We start from the raw sequence: 17206 nt of genomic DNA, 5'->3' as shown, positions 1-17206 counted from the left end.
TCGTGTCGGCGCATTTGCAATCAACAAATGCCTGACACATTTGTCCAGCGTAGTGCCATCTTCCTTACCCGGAATCCTGGCCAACCTGGTTTGATCATCCATCAAGCCAAAGTCATCAAGCTGCCATCCGCAGCCAGCAAGTGCATGAATAGCCACGATAGCTATTCACACCGACAGCTGTTTCACGTAAGTCCTGATATTGAAATTGTCCTCCGGAGATCCACTATGCACGCTCAAGGTTTATACGACCCATCCAATGAACATGACGCCTGTGGCGTAGGTTTTGTTGCCCATATCAAAGGCAAGAAGACGCATGCCATCGTCGATCAGGGATTGTTGATTTTGAAAAATCTTGACCATAGGGGTGCGGTTGGTGCTGATGCCCTGATGGGTGATGGTGCCGGTATCCTGATTCAGATTCCTGACCAGTATTATCGTGAAGAGATGGCCAAGCAGGGCATCAACCTGCCGCCGCCTGGTGAATACGGCGTAGGCATGATCTTCCTGCCCAAGGAGCATGCATCCCGTCTGGCTTGCGAACAAGAGATAGAACGTGCAGTGCGCGCAGAAGGCCAGGTTGTACTGGGCTGGCGTGATGTGCCGGTAGACCGCGACATGCCGATGTCACCTACCGTTCGTGAAAAAGAACCCGTAATCCGCCAGATTTTCATCGGCCGCGGACCTGACATCATGGTGACAGACGCGCTGGAACGCAAACTGTATGTGATCCGCAAATCGGCTGTGCATGCGATTGAAGCCCTGCATCTCTTGCATGGCAAAGAATACTTCGTGCCATCCATGTCTGCCCGCACCATCGTTTATAAAGGTTTGCTGCTGGCTGATCAGGTCGGTGTTTACTATAAAGACTTGCAGGATGAGCGCTGCGTCTCCGCACTGGCGCTGGTGCATCAACGCTTCTCTACCAATACTTTTCCTGAATGGCCGCTGGCACACCCTTACCGCATGATTGCGCATAACGGTGAAATCAACACCGTCAAAGGCAACTTCAACTGGATGCGCGCTCGTGAAGGCGTGATGAAATCCGCCGTACTTGGCGAAGATTTGCAAAAACTGTATCCGCTGATATTTGAAGGTCAGTCTGATACAGCCAGTTTCGACAATGCGCTGGAACTGCTGGTGATGGCCGGTTACCCAATCGCACAGGCAATGATGATGATGATCCCGGAAGCCTGGGAAAATCACACCATGATGGATGAAAACCGCCGCGCCTTCTATGAATACCACGCCGCCATGATGGAACCGTGGGACGGTCCGGCCGCCATGGCCTTTACTGATGGCCGCCAGATCGGTGGCACGCTTGACCGTAATGGCTTGCGTCCTGCCCGTTACATTGTCACCGATGATGACCTGGTCGTCATGGCATCTGAATCCGGCGTATTGCCTATTCCTGAATCCAAGATCATCAAGAAATGGCGTCTGCAACCAGGCAAGATGTTCCTTATCGACCTGGAAGCGGGACGCATCATTGATGACAAGGAAATCAAGGACACCTACGCCAACGCCAAGCCTTACAAACAATGGATCAAATCGGTACGTATCAAGCTCAATGAATTGAAGGCAGCAGAAGACAAAACCGTCTACTCTGCAACTTTGCTGGATAGACAGCAAGCCTTCGGTTACACGCAGGAAGATTTGAAATTCCTGATGGCACCGATGGCGCTGGCAGGTGAAGAAGCAATCGGCTCCATGGGCAATGATTCTTCTCTGGCGGTGATGTCGAACAAGCTCAAGCCTCTGTATAACTACTTCAAGCAATTGTTTGCACAGGTCACCAATCCGCCTATCGATCCTATCCGCGAAGCGATGGTGATGTCGCTGGTATCCTTCATCGGCCCGAAACCGAATTTGCTGGATACCAATAACATCAACCCGCCCATGCGTCTGGAAGTAGCGCAACCGATACTGGATTTTGCTGACATTGCCAAATTGCGCAATATCAGCGCCAATACGGGTGGCAAGTTCAAGTCCTATGAACTGGATATCTGCTATCCGGTTGCCTGGGGCAAGGATGGTATCGAAGCGCGTTTGGCCTCCATCTGCGCAGAAGTGGTGGATGCGGTCAAGTCTGGTCACAACATCATGATCATCACTGACCGCAAGATGGACGAGCACTATGTTGCCATCCCGGCATTGCTGGCTACATCGACCGTGCATCAGCATTTGGTCAGCAAGGGTTTGCGTACCACCACCGGTCTGGTCGTCGAGACTGGTTCTGCCCGCGAAACTCATCACTTTGCCTTGCTGGCAGGTTATGGTGCAGAAGCCGTCCATCCTTACCTGGCGATGCAAACCCTGGCCGATATGGCCAAGGATTTGTCCGGTGAATTGTCGGCAGAAAAAGCGGTCTACAACTACACCAAGGCAGTAGGCAAGGGCTTGATGAAAGTCATGTCCAAGATGGGTATCTCTACCTATATGTCCTATTGCGGCGCGCAGATTTTTGAAGCAGTCGGTTTGAACAAATCGCTGGTCGACAAGTACTTCAAGGGCACCGCATCAAATGTAGAAGGCATAGGCGTATTTGAAGTTGCCGAAGAAGCCTTGCGCTTGCACAAGGCAGCTTTCGGTCAGGACCCTGTACTGGAAAATGCCCTGGATGCAGGTGGTGAATATGCTTTCCGCGTTCGCGGTGAAGACCATATGTGGACACCGGACGCGATCGCCAAGCTGCAGCACTCCACCCGTGCCAACAATTACAATTCTTATAAAGAATACGCACAGATCATCAATGACCAGAGCAAGCGTCATATGACTTTGCGCGGCTTGTTTGAATTCAAGATAGACCCAAGCAAAGCTATCCCGCTGGACCAGGTAGAACCGGCCAAGGAAATCGTCAAGCGTTTTGCAACAGGTGCGATGTCCCTGGGTTCCATCAGTACAGAAGCGCATGCTACGCTGGCTGTGGCAATGAACCGCATAGGCGGCAAATCAAATACGGGTGAAGGTGGTGAAGATCCGGCGCGTTATCAGCAAGAGCTGAAAGGCATCCCTATCAAGCAGGGTGCGACGCTGGCTTCTGTCATCGGCAAAGACCAGATAGAAGTCGATATTCCTTTGCAAGATGGTGATTCCCTGCGCTCGAAAATCAAGCAAGTTGCATCGGGCCGCTTTGGTGTCACCGCTGAATATTTGAGTTCTGCTGACCAGATACAAATCAAGATGGCACAAGGTGCCAAGCCGGGTGAAGGCGGTCAGTTGCCAGGCCACAAAGTATCTGAATACATCGCCAAATTGCGTTTCTCAGTGCCTGGCGTGGGCTTGATTTCCCCGCCACCGCATCATGATATTTATTCGATTGAAGATCTGGCACAATTGATCCATGACTTGAAAAACGCCAATCCAAGAGCTTCGATATCGGTCAAGCTGGTGTCTGAAGTTGGTGTCGGTACGGTTGCTGCAGGTGTTTCCAAGGCCAAGGCTGATCACGTGGTCATCGCTGGTCATGATGGTGGTACTGGTGCCTCACCTTTGTCTTCCATCAAGCATGCTGGTACGCCGTGGGAACTGGGCTTGTCTGAAACCCAGCAGACCCTGGTCTTGAATGGCTTGCGTGGCCGCGTCCGGGTACAGGCCGATGGCCAGATGAAAACAGGTCGTGACGTCGCGATTGCTGCGATGCTGGGTGCAGATGAAATTGGCTTCGCCACCGCACCGCTGGTGGTAGAAGGTTGCATCATGATGCGCAAATGCCATCTGAACACTTGCCCGGTAGGCGTGGCAACACAAGACCCGGTCTTGCGTGCCAAGTTCTCTGGCAAGCCTGAGTATGTCGTCAATTACTTCTTCTTCGTTGCTGAAGAATTGCGCCAGATCATGGCACAGCTGGGCATACGCACTTATGACGATTTGATAGGCCGTGTAGATTTGCTGGACAAATCCAAAGCAGTTTCACACTGGAAGGCTAAGGGGCTGGATTTCAGCCGTATCTTCTATCAGCCAGAACTGGCCGAAGGTGCAGCGATACGCCATGTCGATGTTCAGGATCATGGTCTGGAAAAAGCACTCGACAACAAACTGATCGCTCAGGCAAAAATCGCACTGGAGACTGGTGAAAAAGTATCCTTCATATCACCAATCAAAAATCTGAACCGCACTGTCGGTACCATGTTGTCTGGTGAAGTGGCGAAAAGATATGGCCACGCTGGTTTGCCGGATGACACTATCCACATACAGTTGCAGGGTACGGCTGGTCAGTCTGCCGGTGCCTTCCTGGCACATGGTGTGACGCTGGACCTGGTGGGTGAGGGTAATGACTATGTCGGCAAAGGTTTGTCCGGTGGCCGCATCATCATCCGCCCGAATACAGAATTCCGTGGCTGGGCGGTCGATAACATCATCTGCGGTAATACCGTCCTGTACGGTGCCATCTCTGGTGAAGCCTTTATCAATGGTGTTGCCGGTGAACGTTTCGCCGTGCGTAATTCCGGTGCAGTAACGGTAGTCGAAGGTACTGGCGACCATGGTTGCGAATACATGACAGGCGGCACAGTCATCGTTCTCGGCAATACAGGCCGTAACTTTGCTGCCGGTATGTCGGGCGGTATCGCTTATGTGTATGACCCTGAAGGCGAATTTGAAGCCAAGTGCAATATGTCCATGGTGACACTGGAGCCTGTCTTGGCTGGGGACGTACAAGTGGCAACTCTGGATAAATCCATCTGGCATAGCCGTCTGCGTGGCGGTGAGGGAGAGACGGATGAAGCCATCTTGCGTAATCTGATAGAGCGTCATTTCAAACATACAGGTAGTACCCGTGCCCGCAATTTGCTGGATGACTGGGCCCGCAGCCGTGCCAGGTTCGTCAAGGTATTCCCTACTGAATACAAGCGCGCCCTGGGGGAAATGTATGCAGCAAAGCAGCTCGCAGCGAAAAAGGAAAAAGTCACGGCATAGTTGGTAGGGCGCGCCGCAGCCTGGCTGCGGCTGCACCCTCCTGTGTTCTTCAGACTGTTCAGCTTAATCAGATTAGACAGGGCATATGCCCGCAACGATATTGAGGTTAGAAAATGGGTAAAGTTACCGGCTTCATGGAATACCAGCGTTTGCAAGAAGCAAGCGAAGCACCGCAGTCACGCAAAAAGCATTACAAGGAATTTTTGGTGCATCTTGAAGATGGCCAGGCCAAAGTACAGGCCGCACGCTGCATGGATTGCGGTATTCCTTTCTGTAATAACGGTTGCCCAGTCAACAACATCATCCCTGACTGGAATGACCTGGTTTATAACGGCAATTACAAACTGGCGCTCGACACCCTGCATTCCACCAACAACTTCCCTGAATTCACTGGCCGTATTTGTCCTGCGCCTTGTGAATCAGCCTGTACCCTGGGTATCAATAGCGATGCTGTTGGTATCAAGTCGATAGAACATTTCATCATCGACAAAGGCTGGGAAAATGGCTGGGTAGTGCCGCAAGTGCCCTCTGTCAAGACAGGCAAGAAAATTGCCGTGGTTGGCTCAGGCCCTGCAGGTATGGCGGCTGCTCAGCAACTGGCACGTGTCGGCCATGATGTAACGGTATTTGAAAAGAATGACCGCGTCGGTGGCTTGCTGCGTTATGGCATCCCTGATTTCAAGATGGAAAAATCCCATATCGACCGTCGTGTTGATCAGATGGTGGCTGAGGGCGTGACTTTCCGTACCAGTGTGTTCGTCGGCAAGGATTTCCCGGCAACAGTGACCAACTGGGCCAAGGAAACCATCTCGCCTGAGCAACTGCAAAAAGACTTTGATGCCGTCATCATTGCCGGTGGTGCAGAAACCCCGCGTGACTTGCCTGTACCTGGCCGTGAACTCAAAGGCGTGCATTTCGCCATGGATTTTTTGCCTTTGCAAAACAAGGTCAATGCCGGTGACAAGGTCAAGGACCAGATCATGGCGAGTGGCAAGCATGTGGTCGTCATCGGTGGTGGTGATACAGGCTCTGATTGCGTTGGTACTTCGAACCGTCATGGTGCCAAATCAGTAGCCCAGTTTGAACTCATGCCTCAGCCGCCAGAACAAGAAAACAAACCCATGGTCTGGCCTTACTGGCCAACCAAGCTGCGCACCTCGTCTTCGCATGAAGAAGGTTGCGACCGTGATTGGGCAGTAGCTACCAAGCGCCTCGAAGGAAAGGCAGGCAAGGTAGAGAAGCTGATTGCCTGCCGCGTCGAATGGAAAGACGGCAAGATGCAGGAAGTGCCGGATTCTGAATTTGAAATGAAAGCCGACCTGGTCTTGCTGGCCATGGGTTTTGTCTCGCCAGTACAACAAGTGCTGGATGCTTTTGGCGTTGATAAGGATGCGCGCGGCAATGCCAGGGCAAGCACAGACGGTGCTGGCTGCTACAAGACCAATGTAGACAAGGTGTATGCCGCAGGTGACATGCGTCGCGGTCAGTCATTGGTGGTTTGGGCAATACGTGAAGGGCGTCAGTGCGCACGTGAAGTGGATGCCTTCCTGATGGGCGATTCTGTTTTGCCTCGCTAAGAGTGGCAGTTGGAGTGAGTGCCTGAATTGGCATTTGCAAGGCCCGGCTGATTTGTCCTTGTGAGTAAAAATCTAAGGCAAATCAGCTAAGATAAAGTCAGTTTTGACAAGGGAATTGTAAATAACTGACTTTCCGTTCATTAAAAAAATTATTTTTCACCCCCTTTGTTTGAATTAAATTCGGAAAATTTTCCATTTGTCGCGTTTTGCGCGTAATAACAGGATTATTCTGAATATTCATCAATTTCTTGTTTTTTCGACATAGTTGTCTGTACAACCCTCTGCGCCTTTCTGCATTACAATCTGGGTTTCATAAAACTATTTATCCACTGCTGTGCCAAATCTTGTAGAAATTCGCGATATCCAGTTTGGGTATGGAGACCGGACTATCTTGTCTGAACTCCATATGGATTTCCCACGCGGTAAACTGATTGCTGTCATGGGTGGTTCAGGTTCTGGCAAGACCACGATCTTGCGCCTGATAGGCGGGCAAATCCGCGCCCAGCGTGGCAGTATCAAGGTCAACGGGCAAGAGATTGCTGAGCTAGACACGCAGGGCTTGTACGCCATACGCAGAAAAATGGGCATGCTGTTCCAGCATGGCGCCTTGTTCACAGACTTGAATGTTTTTGATAATGTGGCCTTTCCCATGCGCGAACATACCAATCTTAGCGAAGCCATGATACGTGATCTGGTCTTGCTGAAGTTGCAGGCAGTTGGCCTGCGCAATGCCGCTGCTCTCATGCCTGCCGAAATTTCTGGCGGTATGGCCAGGCGTGTGGCACTGGCCCGTGCAGTTGCGCTGGACCCTGAATTGCTCATGTATGACGAACCCTTTGCCGGGCTGGACCCTATCTCCATGGGCGTTGCTGCCAATTTAATACGGAACTTGAACGACGCTCTGGGGTCTACGTCTATTCTGGTGTCGCATGATGTGCATGAAACTTTTGCGATTGCTGACTATGTCTACTTTTTGTCCAAAGGCAAAATCGTCGCACAAGGTACGCCAGCAGAAATGCGGGTTTCAGAAGACCCGTATGTGAAGCAGTTTGTACATGCAGAGGCAGATGGACCCGTGCCTTTCCATTATCCCGGTGCATCCCTGCAAGCGGAACTGGGTTTGGAGACGCGCGCATGATCATAGAAAAAATTGGTGGTTTTGTCAGGTCGACCTTGGCTGATGTGGGTTATGCGGCCCGCAGTTTTTTCTCCATATTGGTGAATTGCCTGGGCTTGTGGCGCAGACCGCGTTTGATAACAGACCAGATTCATTTCATCGGCAATTATTCCATGCTGATTATTGCCGTGTCTGGATTGTTTGTCGGTTTTGTACTGGCCTATCAGGGTTATTACACGCTGAACCGTTATGGTTCTGCAGAAGCGCTGGGTTTGCTGGTGGCACTTTCACTGGTGCGTGAACTTGGGCCCGTCGTGACCGCCTTGCTGTTTGCCGGACGTGCCGGTACTTCACTGACGGCAGAGATAGGTTTGATGAAAGCCGGTGAACAACTGGCCGCGATGGAAATGATGGCAGTCAACCCCATACAAAGGGTGCTGGCCCCACGTTTTCTGGCTGGCATCATCGCCTTGCCGATATTGACATGCATCTTTAATGCTATGGGCATTATTGGTGGTTATGTCGTTGGTGTGAAACTCATCGGTGTCGATAATGGTGCATTTTGGTCGCAGATGCAGTCTGGGGTCGAAGTTTTTCAGGATATAGGCAATGGTGTTGTCAAAAGCATCGTTTTTGGTTTTGCAGTAAGCTTTGTTGCATTATTCCAGGGCTATGAAGCACAGCCTACCCCCGAGGGCGTAGCGCGTGCCACCACCAGAACCGTGGTCATATCCTCTTTGCTGGTACTGTTGCTAGATTTCCTGCTGACCGCATGGATGTTCCAATAGTGCAACTGTGTCAGGCTTTTGCTTGAGCGCCCTGAGCAAACTGAATTATTTGCCAAAAACGTGCGCTGAAGCAGGGCGATTGGTAAAAACGTAAGAAAACGTAAGAAATCGCAAGAATTGGTGGAAAAGAAAAATGGAAAAAAAATCTCTCGACTTTTGGGTAGGCCTATTTGTTTTGCTAGGCGCTGCTGCACTGTTGTTTCTGGCACTCAAGGCAGGCAATTTGAGTTCCTTATCGTTTGAGCAGACCTATACTGTTACTGCACGCTTCGACAATATCGGCGGGCTCAAGCCCAGGGCTGCAGTAAAAAGTGCGGGAGTGGTTGTAGGGCGCATCAGCGAAATCAAATTTGACGATAAAACCTACCAGGCGACTGTCGTCATGGAGTTGGAGAAGCGTTATAAATTCCCAAAAAATTCATCCATCAAGGTACTGACAGCAGGTTTGCTTGGTGAGCAGTACATAGGATTAACTGCAGGTACTGATGAAAAATTGTTGGCTGCAGGTGACAGAATTACATTTACTCAGGATGCCATCGTGCTGGAAAGCCTGATTAGTCAGTTCCTTTTCAGTAAAGCAGCAGACGGTAATACGGAAGAGAAAAAATGACAAGAACAAATAAATTTCCTGCCAGTAGCAGGATCTTGGCGATGTTCCTTTTGCTGACCAGTGTCTTGCTGACCGGTTGCAGCACGATAGCGGTAGAGAAAATCAAGGACAAGGCAGACAAGACACTTGATGTATTAAGCACGAAGACCAATATAGGCAAGAACCCGCGTGACCCTCTGGAGGGCTTTAACCGCGCCATGTTCAGCTTTAATGATACGGTCGATACTGCAGTGGTCAAGCCAGTGGCAGAGGCTTACCGTGCTGCAACACCGGGGTTTGTACAAACCGGCATAGGTAATTTCTTTAGCAATATTGGAGATGTATGGAATGCAGTGAACAACTTGCTGCAGGGCCGGGTCAATGATGGCGCTACTGATGTCATGCGTTTTGCCATTAACACCACACTCGGTATAGGCGGCTTGATAGACATAGGCTCGGCGGCGGGCATGCCCAAGCATAATGAAGATTTTGGCCAGACAATGGGGCGCTGGGGTGTCAGGTCTGGTCCTTACCTGGTTTTGCCGGTATTTGGGCCATCGACGGTCCGTGATGCCCTTGCTATGCCGGTCGATATGCGGGGTGATTTGTGGTACTACAAGCGTCCCATGTATATCAAGAACATAGGCTCGGTAGTGCGTCTGGTTGACAAGCGTGCATCAGTACTGGATGCCGGCAGTCTTCTGGAAGAAGCAGCGCTCGACAAGTATGTCTTCTTCCGCGACGCCTATCTGCAGCGTCGCGCCGGTCAGGTTAGTCCTGATGTTGATTAAGTAGTTGTCTTTGAAATTGTAAGAATTGATGAAGCTGTAGTGAACTGGGTCAACCGCCGAGGCTGCTGACAAGTTAACTGCTCATGTGCGGCGTTTGCCGCAAAACAGGAACAGGAATAAGAAAATGAAACGAACTCTGACAAAATTTTTTAGTTTGATATTTGCCAGTTTGCTCATCGCTGGGCTGTCCAGTGGTGCCGCCCAAGCACAGGAAGCACCTGACGCACTGGTCAAACGCCTGAGCCAGGAAATTCTGGAGTTGGCAAAAAATGACAAGGATATACAGGCGGGAAATCAAAAGAAAGTCTATGACATGGTGGAAAGCAAAATCCTGCCACATATCGACTTTCCACGCATGACTTCACTGGCTGCTGGCAAGAGCTGGAAAGAAGCGACGCCAGAACAGCAAAAACAATTGACCAATGAGTTCCGTACTTTGTTGGTATTTACTTACTCTGGTGCGATTTCCCAGATCAAGGATCAACGCGTGGAATTCAAACCTATGCGTGCCGATCCTGGTGATACCGAAGTAGAGGTTCGCACACAAGTCATACAGTCGCGTGGTGAACCTGTCGTCCTGAATTATCGCCTGGAAAAATTGTCAACAGGCTGGAAGATTTTTGATATTAATGTACTGGGTGCCTGGTTGGTGGAAACCTATAAAGGCAGTTTTTCTGCTGAAATCAGCAAATCCGGTATCGATGGCCTGATCAAAGTCCTGGCCGACAAGAATAAAAAGTTGGCTGCTTCCAGTGCTGCAAAAGCGGCTGCAAAATAATTCCGGGAATCTATCGTGTATACAGTAACGGGTGAGCTTAGCCACGGTAATGCCAATGCAGTTGTCGCTGCAGGCTTGTCTGCTTTAGCTGAAGGTCAGTCCGAGTTCGACTTGTCGGCCTTGACCAAGATTGACTCCAGCGCAGTTGCCGTCATGATCGCCTGGCAACGTCAGGCGATCCAACAAGGCTTGAAACTGCATTTCACGGGGGTGCCTGCCAGTTTGCTGAGCATACTGGCACTATATGGTCTCAACGAGCAATTCCAGCTGCATACACCAGAGCGACATTGATCGCATCCTGAGTTTCTTTTCCTGAAAGGCATACATGGTGACAACACCAGCATGCCATTTCAGATCAAACACCGAAAATCCCCTATAATCAAAGGTTTCGCCACTTAAGTGGCAAGAAACCGGGTTTTCCGGTTCTTAATTCCCTGATGAGCACTTTGTGCAAACACGCCAGATGGCAGCCATACAAATTAGCAACATACAAAAACGCTACCAGTCGCTACAGGCTCTGGGTGGTGTCTCACTCACGATAGAAGAGGGTGAGTTTTTCGGTTTGCTGGGGCCAAATGGTGCAGGCAAGACTACCCTGATTTCCATTTTGGCAGGCTTGAACCGCGCCGATGCTGGCAATATCACCGTGCAAGGCCATGATGTGGTCAGTGACTACCGCAATGCCCGCAAGAATCTTGGTGTAGTGCCGCAAGAGCTGGTATTCGATCCCTTCTTCACAGTACGTGAAACCCTGCGCATGCAGTCTGGCTATTTTGGTCTGAAGAACAATGACAAATGGATAGACGAGGTCATGGAAAACCTCGACCTGACCAACAAGGCTGACGTCAATATGCGCGCCCTGTCCGGCGGCATGAAGCGCCGTGTGCTGGTCGCGCAGGCGCTGGTGCATAAACCGCCCGTCATTGTGCTGGATGAACCAACCGCCGGTGTCGATGTGGAATTGCGCCAGACCTTGTGGCAATTTATTGCCCGTCTGAATCGTGAAGGCCATACTGTCGTTTTGACCACGCATTATCTGGAAGAGGCACAGGCCCTGTGTAACCGCATCGCCATGCTGAAACTGGGCAAGGTCGTGGCACTCGACAGCACAGCGAATCTCATCAAGCGCATTTCTGGTTCACAATTGCGTATCACCCTGGCGGCCAGTGGTGTAGTGACTTTGCCTGCCATTTTGCGCGATAAAGTCATCAGCCATGAAATCCAGGCTGATCCGCGTCAATTTGCCCTGCGTGTGACTGACTACAATCAGGTCGAAGGCATGCTGGCGGCTTTTCGTGCAGATGGCTGTGTCATAGAAGATATGCATTTATTGCAAGCTGATCTGGAAGATGTCTTCCTGCAAATCATGGAGGGCAACAAATGAGCAGCATGACCGGTTTTAATACCCTGTTCTACAAAGAGGTCTTACGCTTCTGGAAAGTGGCGACCCAAACCATCACTGCGCCCATCATGACAGCCATCCTGTATTTGCTGATTTTTGGCCATGTGCTGGAAGACCATGTGCAGGTTTATCCCGGCGTCAAGTACACAGCCTTTCTGGTGCCCGGCTTGGTGATGATGAGTGTTTTGCAAAATGCGTTTGCGAATTCATCTTCTTCACTGATCCAATCCAAGATCACTGGCAATCTGGTCTTCATCTTGTTACCACCACTGTCGCATTGGGAAATTTTCAGTGCCTATGTACTGGCCGCGATATTGCGGGGCGTTGCGGTGGGTGCAGGGGTCTTCATTGCGACAGCCTGGTTTGCCGACCTGCATTTTGTAGCGCCCTGGTGGATAGTTATTTTCGCTTTCCTCGGTGCCGCGATGCTGGGTACCATGGGTTTGATTGCTGGTATCTGGGCAGAAAAATTTGACCAGCTCGCCGCTTTCCAGAACTTTTTGATCATGCCTGCCACCTTCTTGTCGGGTGTGTTTTATTCTATACATTCCCTGCCTGGCATCTGGCAGAGTATTTCGCGTTTCAATCCGTTTTTCTACATGATAGATGGCTTCCGCTTTGGCTTCTTCGGCAAGTCCGATGTTGATCCTCTGCACAGCCTGATGATTGTTTCCGTGTTCTCGATCTTGTTGGCTACCATCGCCATCAATATGCTGAAACGTGGCTACAAGTTACGACATTGAGCAAGTTACCAAGTGCGTTATTGAATTAAATCAGCATCCAAGTACAACCTTAGCTTCACCATTTTGATCAAGAGAGTTAGCCGTGTTTCCTACGCCCGAACAAATTAAAAATTACATTGCAGCTGGTCTGGAATGTACGCACCTGGAAGTCGAAGGCGACGGCCAGCATTTCAATGCAGTGATCGTGTCTGCCGCCTTTGTTGGCAAGCGCCCGATACAGCGTCATCAAATCGTCTACGCCGTGCTGGGTGACCGCATGCGTGAAGAAATACATGCCCTTTCCATGAAAACCCTGACACCGGAAGAGTACGCTGCATAATGGATAAATTATTGATTACAGGCGGCAAGCGCCTGAATGGTGACATCACGATTTCCGGCGCAAAAAATGCTGCACTTCCTATCTTGTGCGCAGGCTTGCTGACGTCGGGCAATGTGGAGCTGCATAATGTACCTTCGCTGCAAGACGTCAGCACCATGTTGAAATTGCTGCGTCAGATGGGTTTGCAAGTCACGCAGGAAAATGGTGTGACCACTCTTAATGGCTCCGCCATAGACAAACTCGAAGCACCGTATGACCTGGTGAAAACCATGCGCGCATCTATACTCGTGCTAGGCCCTTTACTGGCACGTTTTGGTGAGGCCAAGGTATCCCTGCCTGGTGGTTGCGCGATAGGCTCGCGCCCTGTTGATCAGCACATCAAGGGCTTGCAAGCCATGGGTGCCGAGATCAATATTGAAGCTGGTTACATCCACGCCAAGGCCAAGAAACTCAAAGGTGCACGCATCGTCACTGACATGATTACCGTGACAGGCACCGAGAATTTGCTGATGGCCGCAACTTTGGCCGAAGGTGAAACCGTGCTGGAAAATGCCGCACGCGAACCTGAAGTCACTGACCTCGCCAACCTGCTGGTGGCCATGGGTGCGAAGATTGAAGGCATAGGCACAGACCGCCTTGTCGTCCAGGGCGTAGACAGCCTGCATGGCGCTACCCATACCGTTATCGCTGATCGCATAGAAACCGCAACCTTCCTTTGTGCAGTGGCTGCCACCGGTGGCGACATTACCCTTAAAAACACCCGCAGCGACATTCTTGATGTTGCGCTCGACAAATTGCGTGAAGCAGGCGTGATATTGACGACAGGCCCGGACTGGATACGTGCGCAGATGAGTGGCCGCCCCAAAGCGGTAGGTTTCCGTACCACTGAATACCCTGGCTTCCCGACTGACATGCAGGCGCAATTCATGGCGCTGGACTGTATCGCCCAGGGTACCAGCATCGTCACTGAAACGATCTTTGAAAACCGCTTCATGCATGTACAGGAAATGAATCGCCTGGGTGCGAAGATAGAAATCGACGGCCACACTGCGATCGTGAATGGTGTCGACAAACTTGTCGGTGCGCCAGTCATGGCAACTGATCTGCGTGCATCCGCGTCGCTGGTGATCGCTGCCATGGTGGCCGAGGGTGAAACCCTGATTGACCGCATCTACCATCTGGACCGCGGCTATGACCGCATGGAAGTCAAACTCTCCGCAGTTGGTGCACAAATACAGCGAGTCAAATAATGTCTTCACAACTGACATTGGCCTTGTCCAAGGGCCGCATCTTTGAAGAAACACTGCCATTGCTGGAGGCGGCAGGCATACGCGTGACGGAAGATCCAGAGAAGTCGCGCAAGCTGATACTGGCGACCAATGATCCTGACGTGCGCGTCATCATCGTGCGTGCATCGGATGTTCCTACCTATGTGCAATATGGCGCGGCTGATTTTGGCGTGGCAGGCAAGGATGTCTTGCATGAACATGGTGGAGCAGGCCTGTACCAGCCTATCGATTTAAACATAGCCAAATGCCGCATGTCAGTTGCAGTGTCAGTGGGTTTTGATTATGAAAATGCCGTGCGCCAGGGAGCGCGCCTGCGCGTTGCCACCAAGTACACCGAAACTGCGCGTCAGCATTTTGCTGCCAAGGGTGTGCACGTCGATCTGATCAAGCTGTATGGCTCGATGGAACTGGCACCTCTGGTTGGTTTGTCAGATGCGATTGTTGATCTGGTCAGCACCGGCAGCACCCTCCGCGCAAATAACCTGGTGGAAGTGGAACACATCATGGAAATTTCTTCGCGTTTGGTAGTTAATCAGGCTGCCCTGAAACTGAAGCGTGAACGCCTGCAACCGATATTGGAAGCTTTTGATCGTGCCTCCAAGGCAAATGCATAATTAATGAAGAGAAAAGCATGGCATCCCTGATTACCCGGCTTGATACTACCGATGCAGATTTTTCCAGGAAACTGACTTCACTTCTGGCTTTTGAAGCGAGTGAAGATGAGGCGATAGACCGCGCCGCTGCGCAGATTTTGGCCAGCGTCAAAACCAGTGGCGATACCGCAGTGCTGGAAGCGACCAATCGGTTTGATCGTCTGAATGCTAGCAGCGTTGCCGCGCTGGAGTTAACGCAAGAAGAGATGCAGGCTGCATTGGCATCTTTGAATACAGAACGCCGCACTGCGCTGGAAACGGCAGCAGCACGTGTACGCGCTTATCACGAAATTCAGAAGGCAGAATGTGGCTCAGCCGGTTTCAGCTATACCGAAGCTGACGGCACCGTGCTCGGCCAAAAAGTCACCCCACTGGACCGTGTTGGTATCTATGTGCCAGGCGGCAAGGCTGCTTACCCATCTTCCGTATTGATGAATGCAATACCGGCCAAGGTGGCAGGCGTCAAAGAAATTATCATGGTCGTACCTACGCCAGACGGGGTAAAAAATCCGCTGGTATTGGCAGCTGCCGCGATTGCCGGTGTTGACCGCGTGTTCACAATTGGTGGTGCCCAGGCTGTCGGCGCTTTGGCCTATGGTACGGCGACAATACCTGCTGTCGATAAGATCGTTGGCCCCGGTAATGCCTATGTAGCTGCGGCCAAGCGCCGTGTGTTTGGCGTGGTCGGCATAGATATGATTGCTGGTCCGTCCGAGATTTTGGTCTTGTGCGATGGCACGACTGACCCTGACTGGGTTGCCATGGATTTGTTTTCGCAAGCTGAACATGATGAACTGGCGCAATCCATTTTATTATGCCCGGATGAAACCTATATCGAAGCAGTGCAGGCCAGCATCATCAAGCTCTTGCCTGATATGCCGAGGCATGAAGTGATACGCACTTCACTGGCCAATCGTGGCGCACTGATCAAGGTGCGTGATATGGATGAAGCCTGCGAAATCGCCAATAGCATCGCGGCAGAACATCTGGAAATTTCCGCAGAAAATCCTCAACAATGGGCAGAAAAGATACGCCATGCCGGTGCCATGTTCCTCGGTCGCTATTCATCTGAATCCCTGGGTGATTACTGCGCTGGCCCCAACCATGTCTTGCCAACTTCACGCACGGCGCGTTTCTCTTCACCGCTAGGTGTCTATGATTTCCAAAAACGTTCATCGATGATTTTCGTCAGTGAACAGGGCGCGCAGACCCTGGGCAAGGTAGCGGCTGAACTCGCTTATGGCGAAGGCTTGCAAGCCCATGCCCGTAGCGCAGAATTTCGGATCAAGTCATGAAAGCGAAACTGCTGCCAGTTATGAATACCCGCATATGATGGCTGAATGGCGTAACCAGGTTTTTTGTGAAGACGCGCTGCAAGGTCTGGCGCGTTTGCCTGATGCCAGCATCGATTTATTGCTGGCTGACCCACCTTATGGTCTGGGCAAGGATTATGGCAATGAATCAGACAAGATGGAGTCGGCTGACTATCTGGAATGGATGGCACAGTGGATAGATCTGGCTCTTCCCAAGCTGAAGGCAAATGGCAGTCTGTATATCTTTCTGACCTGGCGTTATTCGCCAGAAGTCTTTGTCATGCTCAAGCAGCGCATGAGCATGATGAATGAAATCATCTGGGACAGGCGCGTGCCGTCGATGGGTGGTACCGTACGGAAGTATTCATCGGTGCATGACACGATAGGTTTTTTTGTCAAAGCCAAGGATTACTATTTTGACCTGGATGCCATACGCATACCGTATGATGCAGCCACCAAGAAAGCTCGCAGCCGCAAGATTTTTGAGGGTGCAAAGTGGCTGGAAATGGGATTCAATCCCAAGGACGTCTGGAGTGTTTCGCGCCTGCACAGAGAGCATGCCGAACGTGAAGAACATCCTACCCAAAAACCGCTCGAAATCATCGAGCGCATGATCAAGGCTTCCTGCCCACCCGGCGGTGTCGTACTCGATCCCTTCATGGGCAGCGGCACCACCGCCGTAGCTGCCAAACGTTGTGGGCGTGATTTTGTTGGATTTGAATTAAATGCCGACTATTGCGCAATGATAGAAAATCGCCTGGCCTCCATCGACACGGAAGCACTTTCTGCCTGATTTGTGTTGAGACTTGGTCTGCGTGATTTTCTAAGAGGTTGTTGCGAAGTTAAGATGGCTAGGCGCCCCCGGCTAGGCGCGCCGACGCAGACAGTGCTTTAGCACGGCAAGGAGGTGCAACAACGCCAGGTTAATTTCGC

General features: G+C 51.2%; 15 protein-coding genes. All 15 read left to right on the top strand.

Annotated elements, in window-relative coordinates; translation table 11 throughout:
- Positions 1 to 225 precede the first annotated feature (225 nt).
- Positions 226 to 4914 (top strand): glutamate synthase-related protein, encoded by a 4689-nt coding sequence (locus Q8K39_RS19950; RefSeq protein WP_305262900.1) that lies wholly within the window; start codon positions 226 to 228, stop codon positions 4912 to 4914.
- Between the two features lie 113 nt (positions 4915 to 5027).
- Positions 5028 to 6491, top strand: coding sequence for a glutamate synthase subunit beta (locus Q8K39_RS19945; protein WP_305262898.1), 1464 nt, complete (start codon positions 5028 to 5030; stop codon positions 6489 to 6491).
- Between the two features lie 334 nt (positions 6492 to 6825).
- A complete protein-coding gene (locus Q8K39_RS19940; protein WP_186955585.1) occupies positions 6826 to 7629 on the top strand; it encodes an ABC transporter ATP-binding protein in 804 nt (267 codons plus the stop codon).
- The gene (gene mlaE / locus Q8K39_RS19935; RefSeq protein WP_186955586.1) at positions 7626 to 8396 is read left to right on the top strand and encodes a lipid asymmetry maintenance ABC transporter permease subunit MlaE; all 771 of its coding nucleotides are present in this window, start codon (positions 7626 to 7628) and stop codon (positions 8394 to 8396) included. The genes Q8K39_RS19940 and mlaE overlap by 4 nt, the downstream gene beginning before the upstream one ends.
- 133 nt (positions 8397 to 8529) lie before the next feature.
- Positions 8530 to 9006: an outer membrane lipid asymmetry maintenance protein MlaD gene (mlaD, locus tag Q8K39_RS19930; protein WP_186955587.1), complete on the top strand. Its 477-nt coding sequence runs from the start codon at positions 8530 to 8532 to the stop codon at positions 9004 to 9006.
- Positions 9003 to 9776, top strand: a complete 774-nt coding sequence (locus Q8K39_RS19925) for a VacJ family lipoprotein (protein ID WP_230413853.1) — start codon at positions 9003 to 9005, stop codon at positions 9774 to 9776. Before mlaD ends, Q8K39_RS19925 begins: the two co-directional genes overlap by 4 nt.
- A 124-nt stretch (positions 9777 to 9900) precedes the next feature.
- Positions 9901 to 10554: a phospholipid-binding protein MlaC gene (locus Q8K39_RS19920; RefSeq protein ID WP_186955588.1), complete on the top strand. Its 654-nt coding sequence runs from the start codon at positions 9901 to 9903 to the stop codon at positions 10552 to 10554.
- Between the two features lie 15 nt (positions 10555 to 10569).
- A complete protein-coding gene (locus Q8K39_RS19915; RefSeq protein WP_186955589.1) occupies positions 10570 to 10845 on the top strand; it encodes a lipid asymmetry maintenance protein MlaB in 276 nt (91 codons plus the stop codon).
- A gap of 172 nt (positions 10846 to 11017) precedes the next feature.
- Positions 11018 to 11938: an ABC transporter ATP-binding protein gene (locus Q8K39_RS19910; protein WP_305262893.1), complete on the top strand. Its 921-nt coding sequence runs from the start codon at positions 11018 to 11020 to the stop codon at positions 11936 to 11938.
- 5 nt (positions 11939 to 11943) lie between these two features.
- Positions 11944 to 12699, top strand: coding sequence for an ABC transporter permease (locus Q8K39_RS19905; RefSeq protein ID WP_305263159.1), 756 nt, complete (start codon positions 11944 to 11946; stop codon positions 12697 to 12699).
- An 82-nt stretch (positions 12700 to 12781) separates the two neighbouring features.
- Positions 12782 to 13018, top strand: coding sequence for a BolA family protein (locus tag Q8K39_RS19900; protein ID WP_186955590.1), 237 nt, complete (start codon positions 12782 to 12784; stop codon positions 13016 to 13018).
- Complete coding sequence (gene murA / locus Q8K39_RS19895; protein WP_305262891.1) at positions 13018 to 14268, top strand: UDP-N-acetylglucosamine 1-carboxyvinyltransferase; 1251 nt, start codon at positions 13018 to 13020, stop codon at positions 14266 to 14268. The genes Q8K39_RS19900 and murA overlap by 1 nt, the downstream gene beginning before the upstream one ends.
- On the top strand, positions 14268 to 14921 hold the full coding sequence (gene hisG, locus Q8K39_RS19890) for an ATP phosphoribosyltransferase (protein ID WP_186955592.1): 654 nt from the start codon (positions 14268 to 14270) through the stop codon (positions 14919 to 14921). Before murA ends, hisG begins: the two co-directional genes overlap by 1 nt.
- Positions 14922 to 14938: 17 nt before the next feature.
- On the top strand, positions 14939 to 16255 hold the full coding sequence (gene hisD / locus Q8K39_RS19885) for a histidinol dehydrogenase (RefSeq protein ID WP_305262889.1): 1317 nt from the start codon (positions 14939 to 14941) through the stop codon (positions 16253 to 16255).
- Between the two features lie 37 nt (positions 16256 to 16292).
- Positions 16293 to 17066 (top strand): site-specific DNA-methyltransferase, encoded by a 774-nt coding sequence (locus Q8K39_RS19880; RefSeq protein ID WP_305263158.1) that lies wholly within the window; start codon positions 16293 to 16295, stop codon positions 17064 to 17066.
- Positions 17067 to 17206: the final 140 nt, after the last annotated feature.

It is taken from the genome of Undibacterium sp. (assembly GCF_030683615.1).
GTDB lineage: Bacteria > Pseudomonadota > Gammaproteobacteria > Burkholderiales > Burkholderiaceae_D > Undibacterium > Undibacterium umbellatum.
The sequence above is the reverse complement of the archived record's forward strand: the minus strand, read 5'-3'. Positions and strand labels throughout refer to the sequence as shown.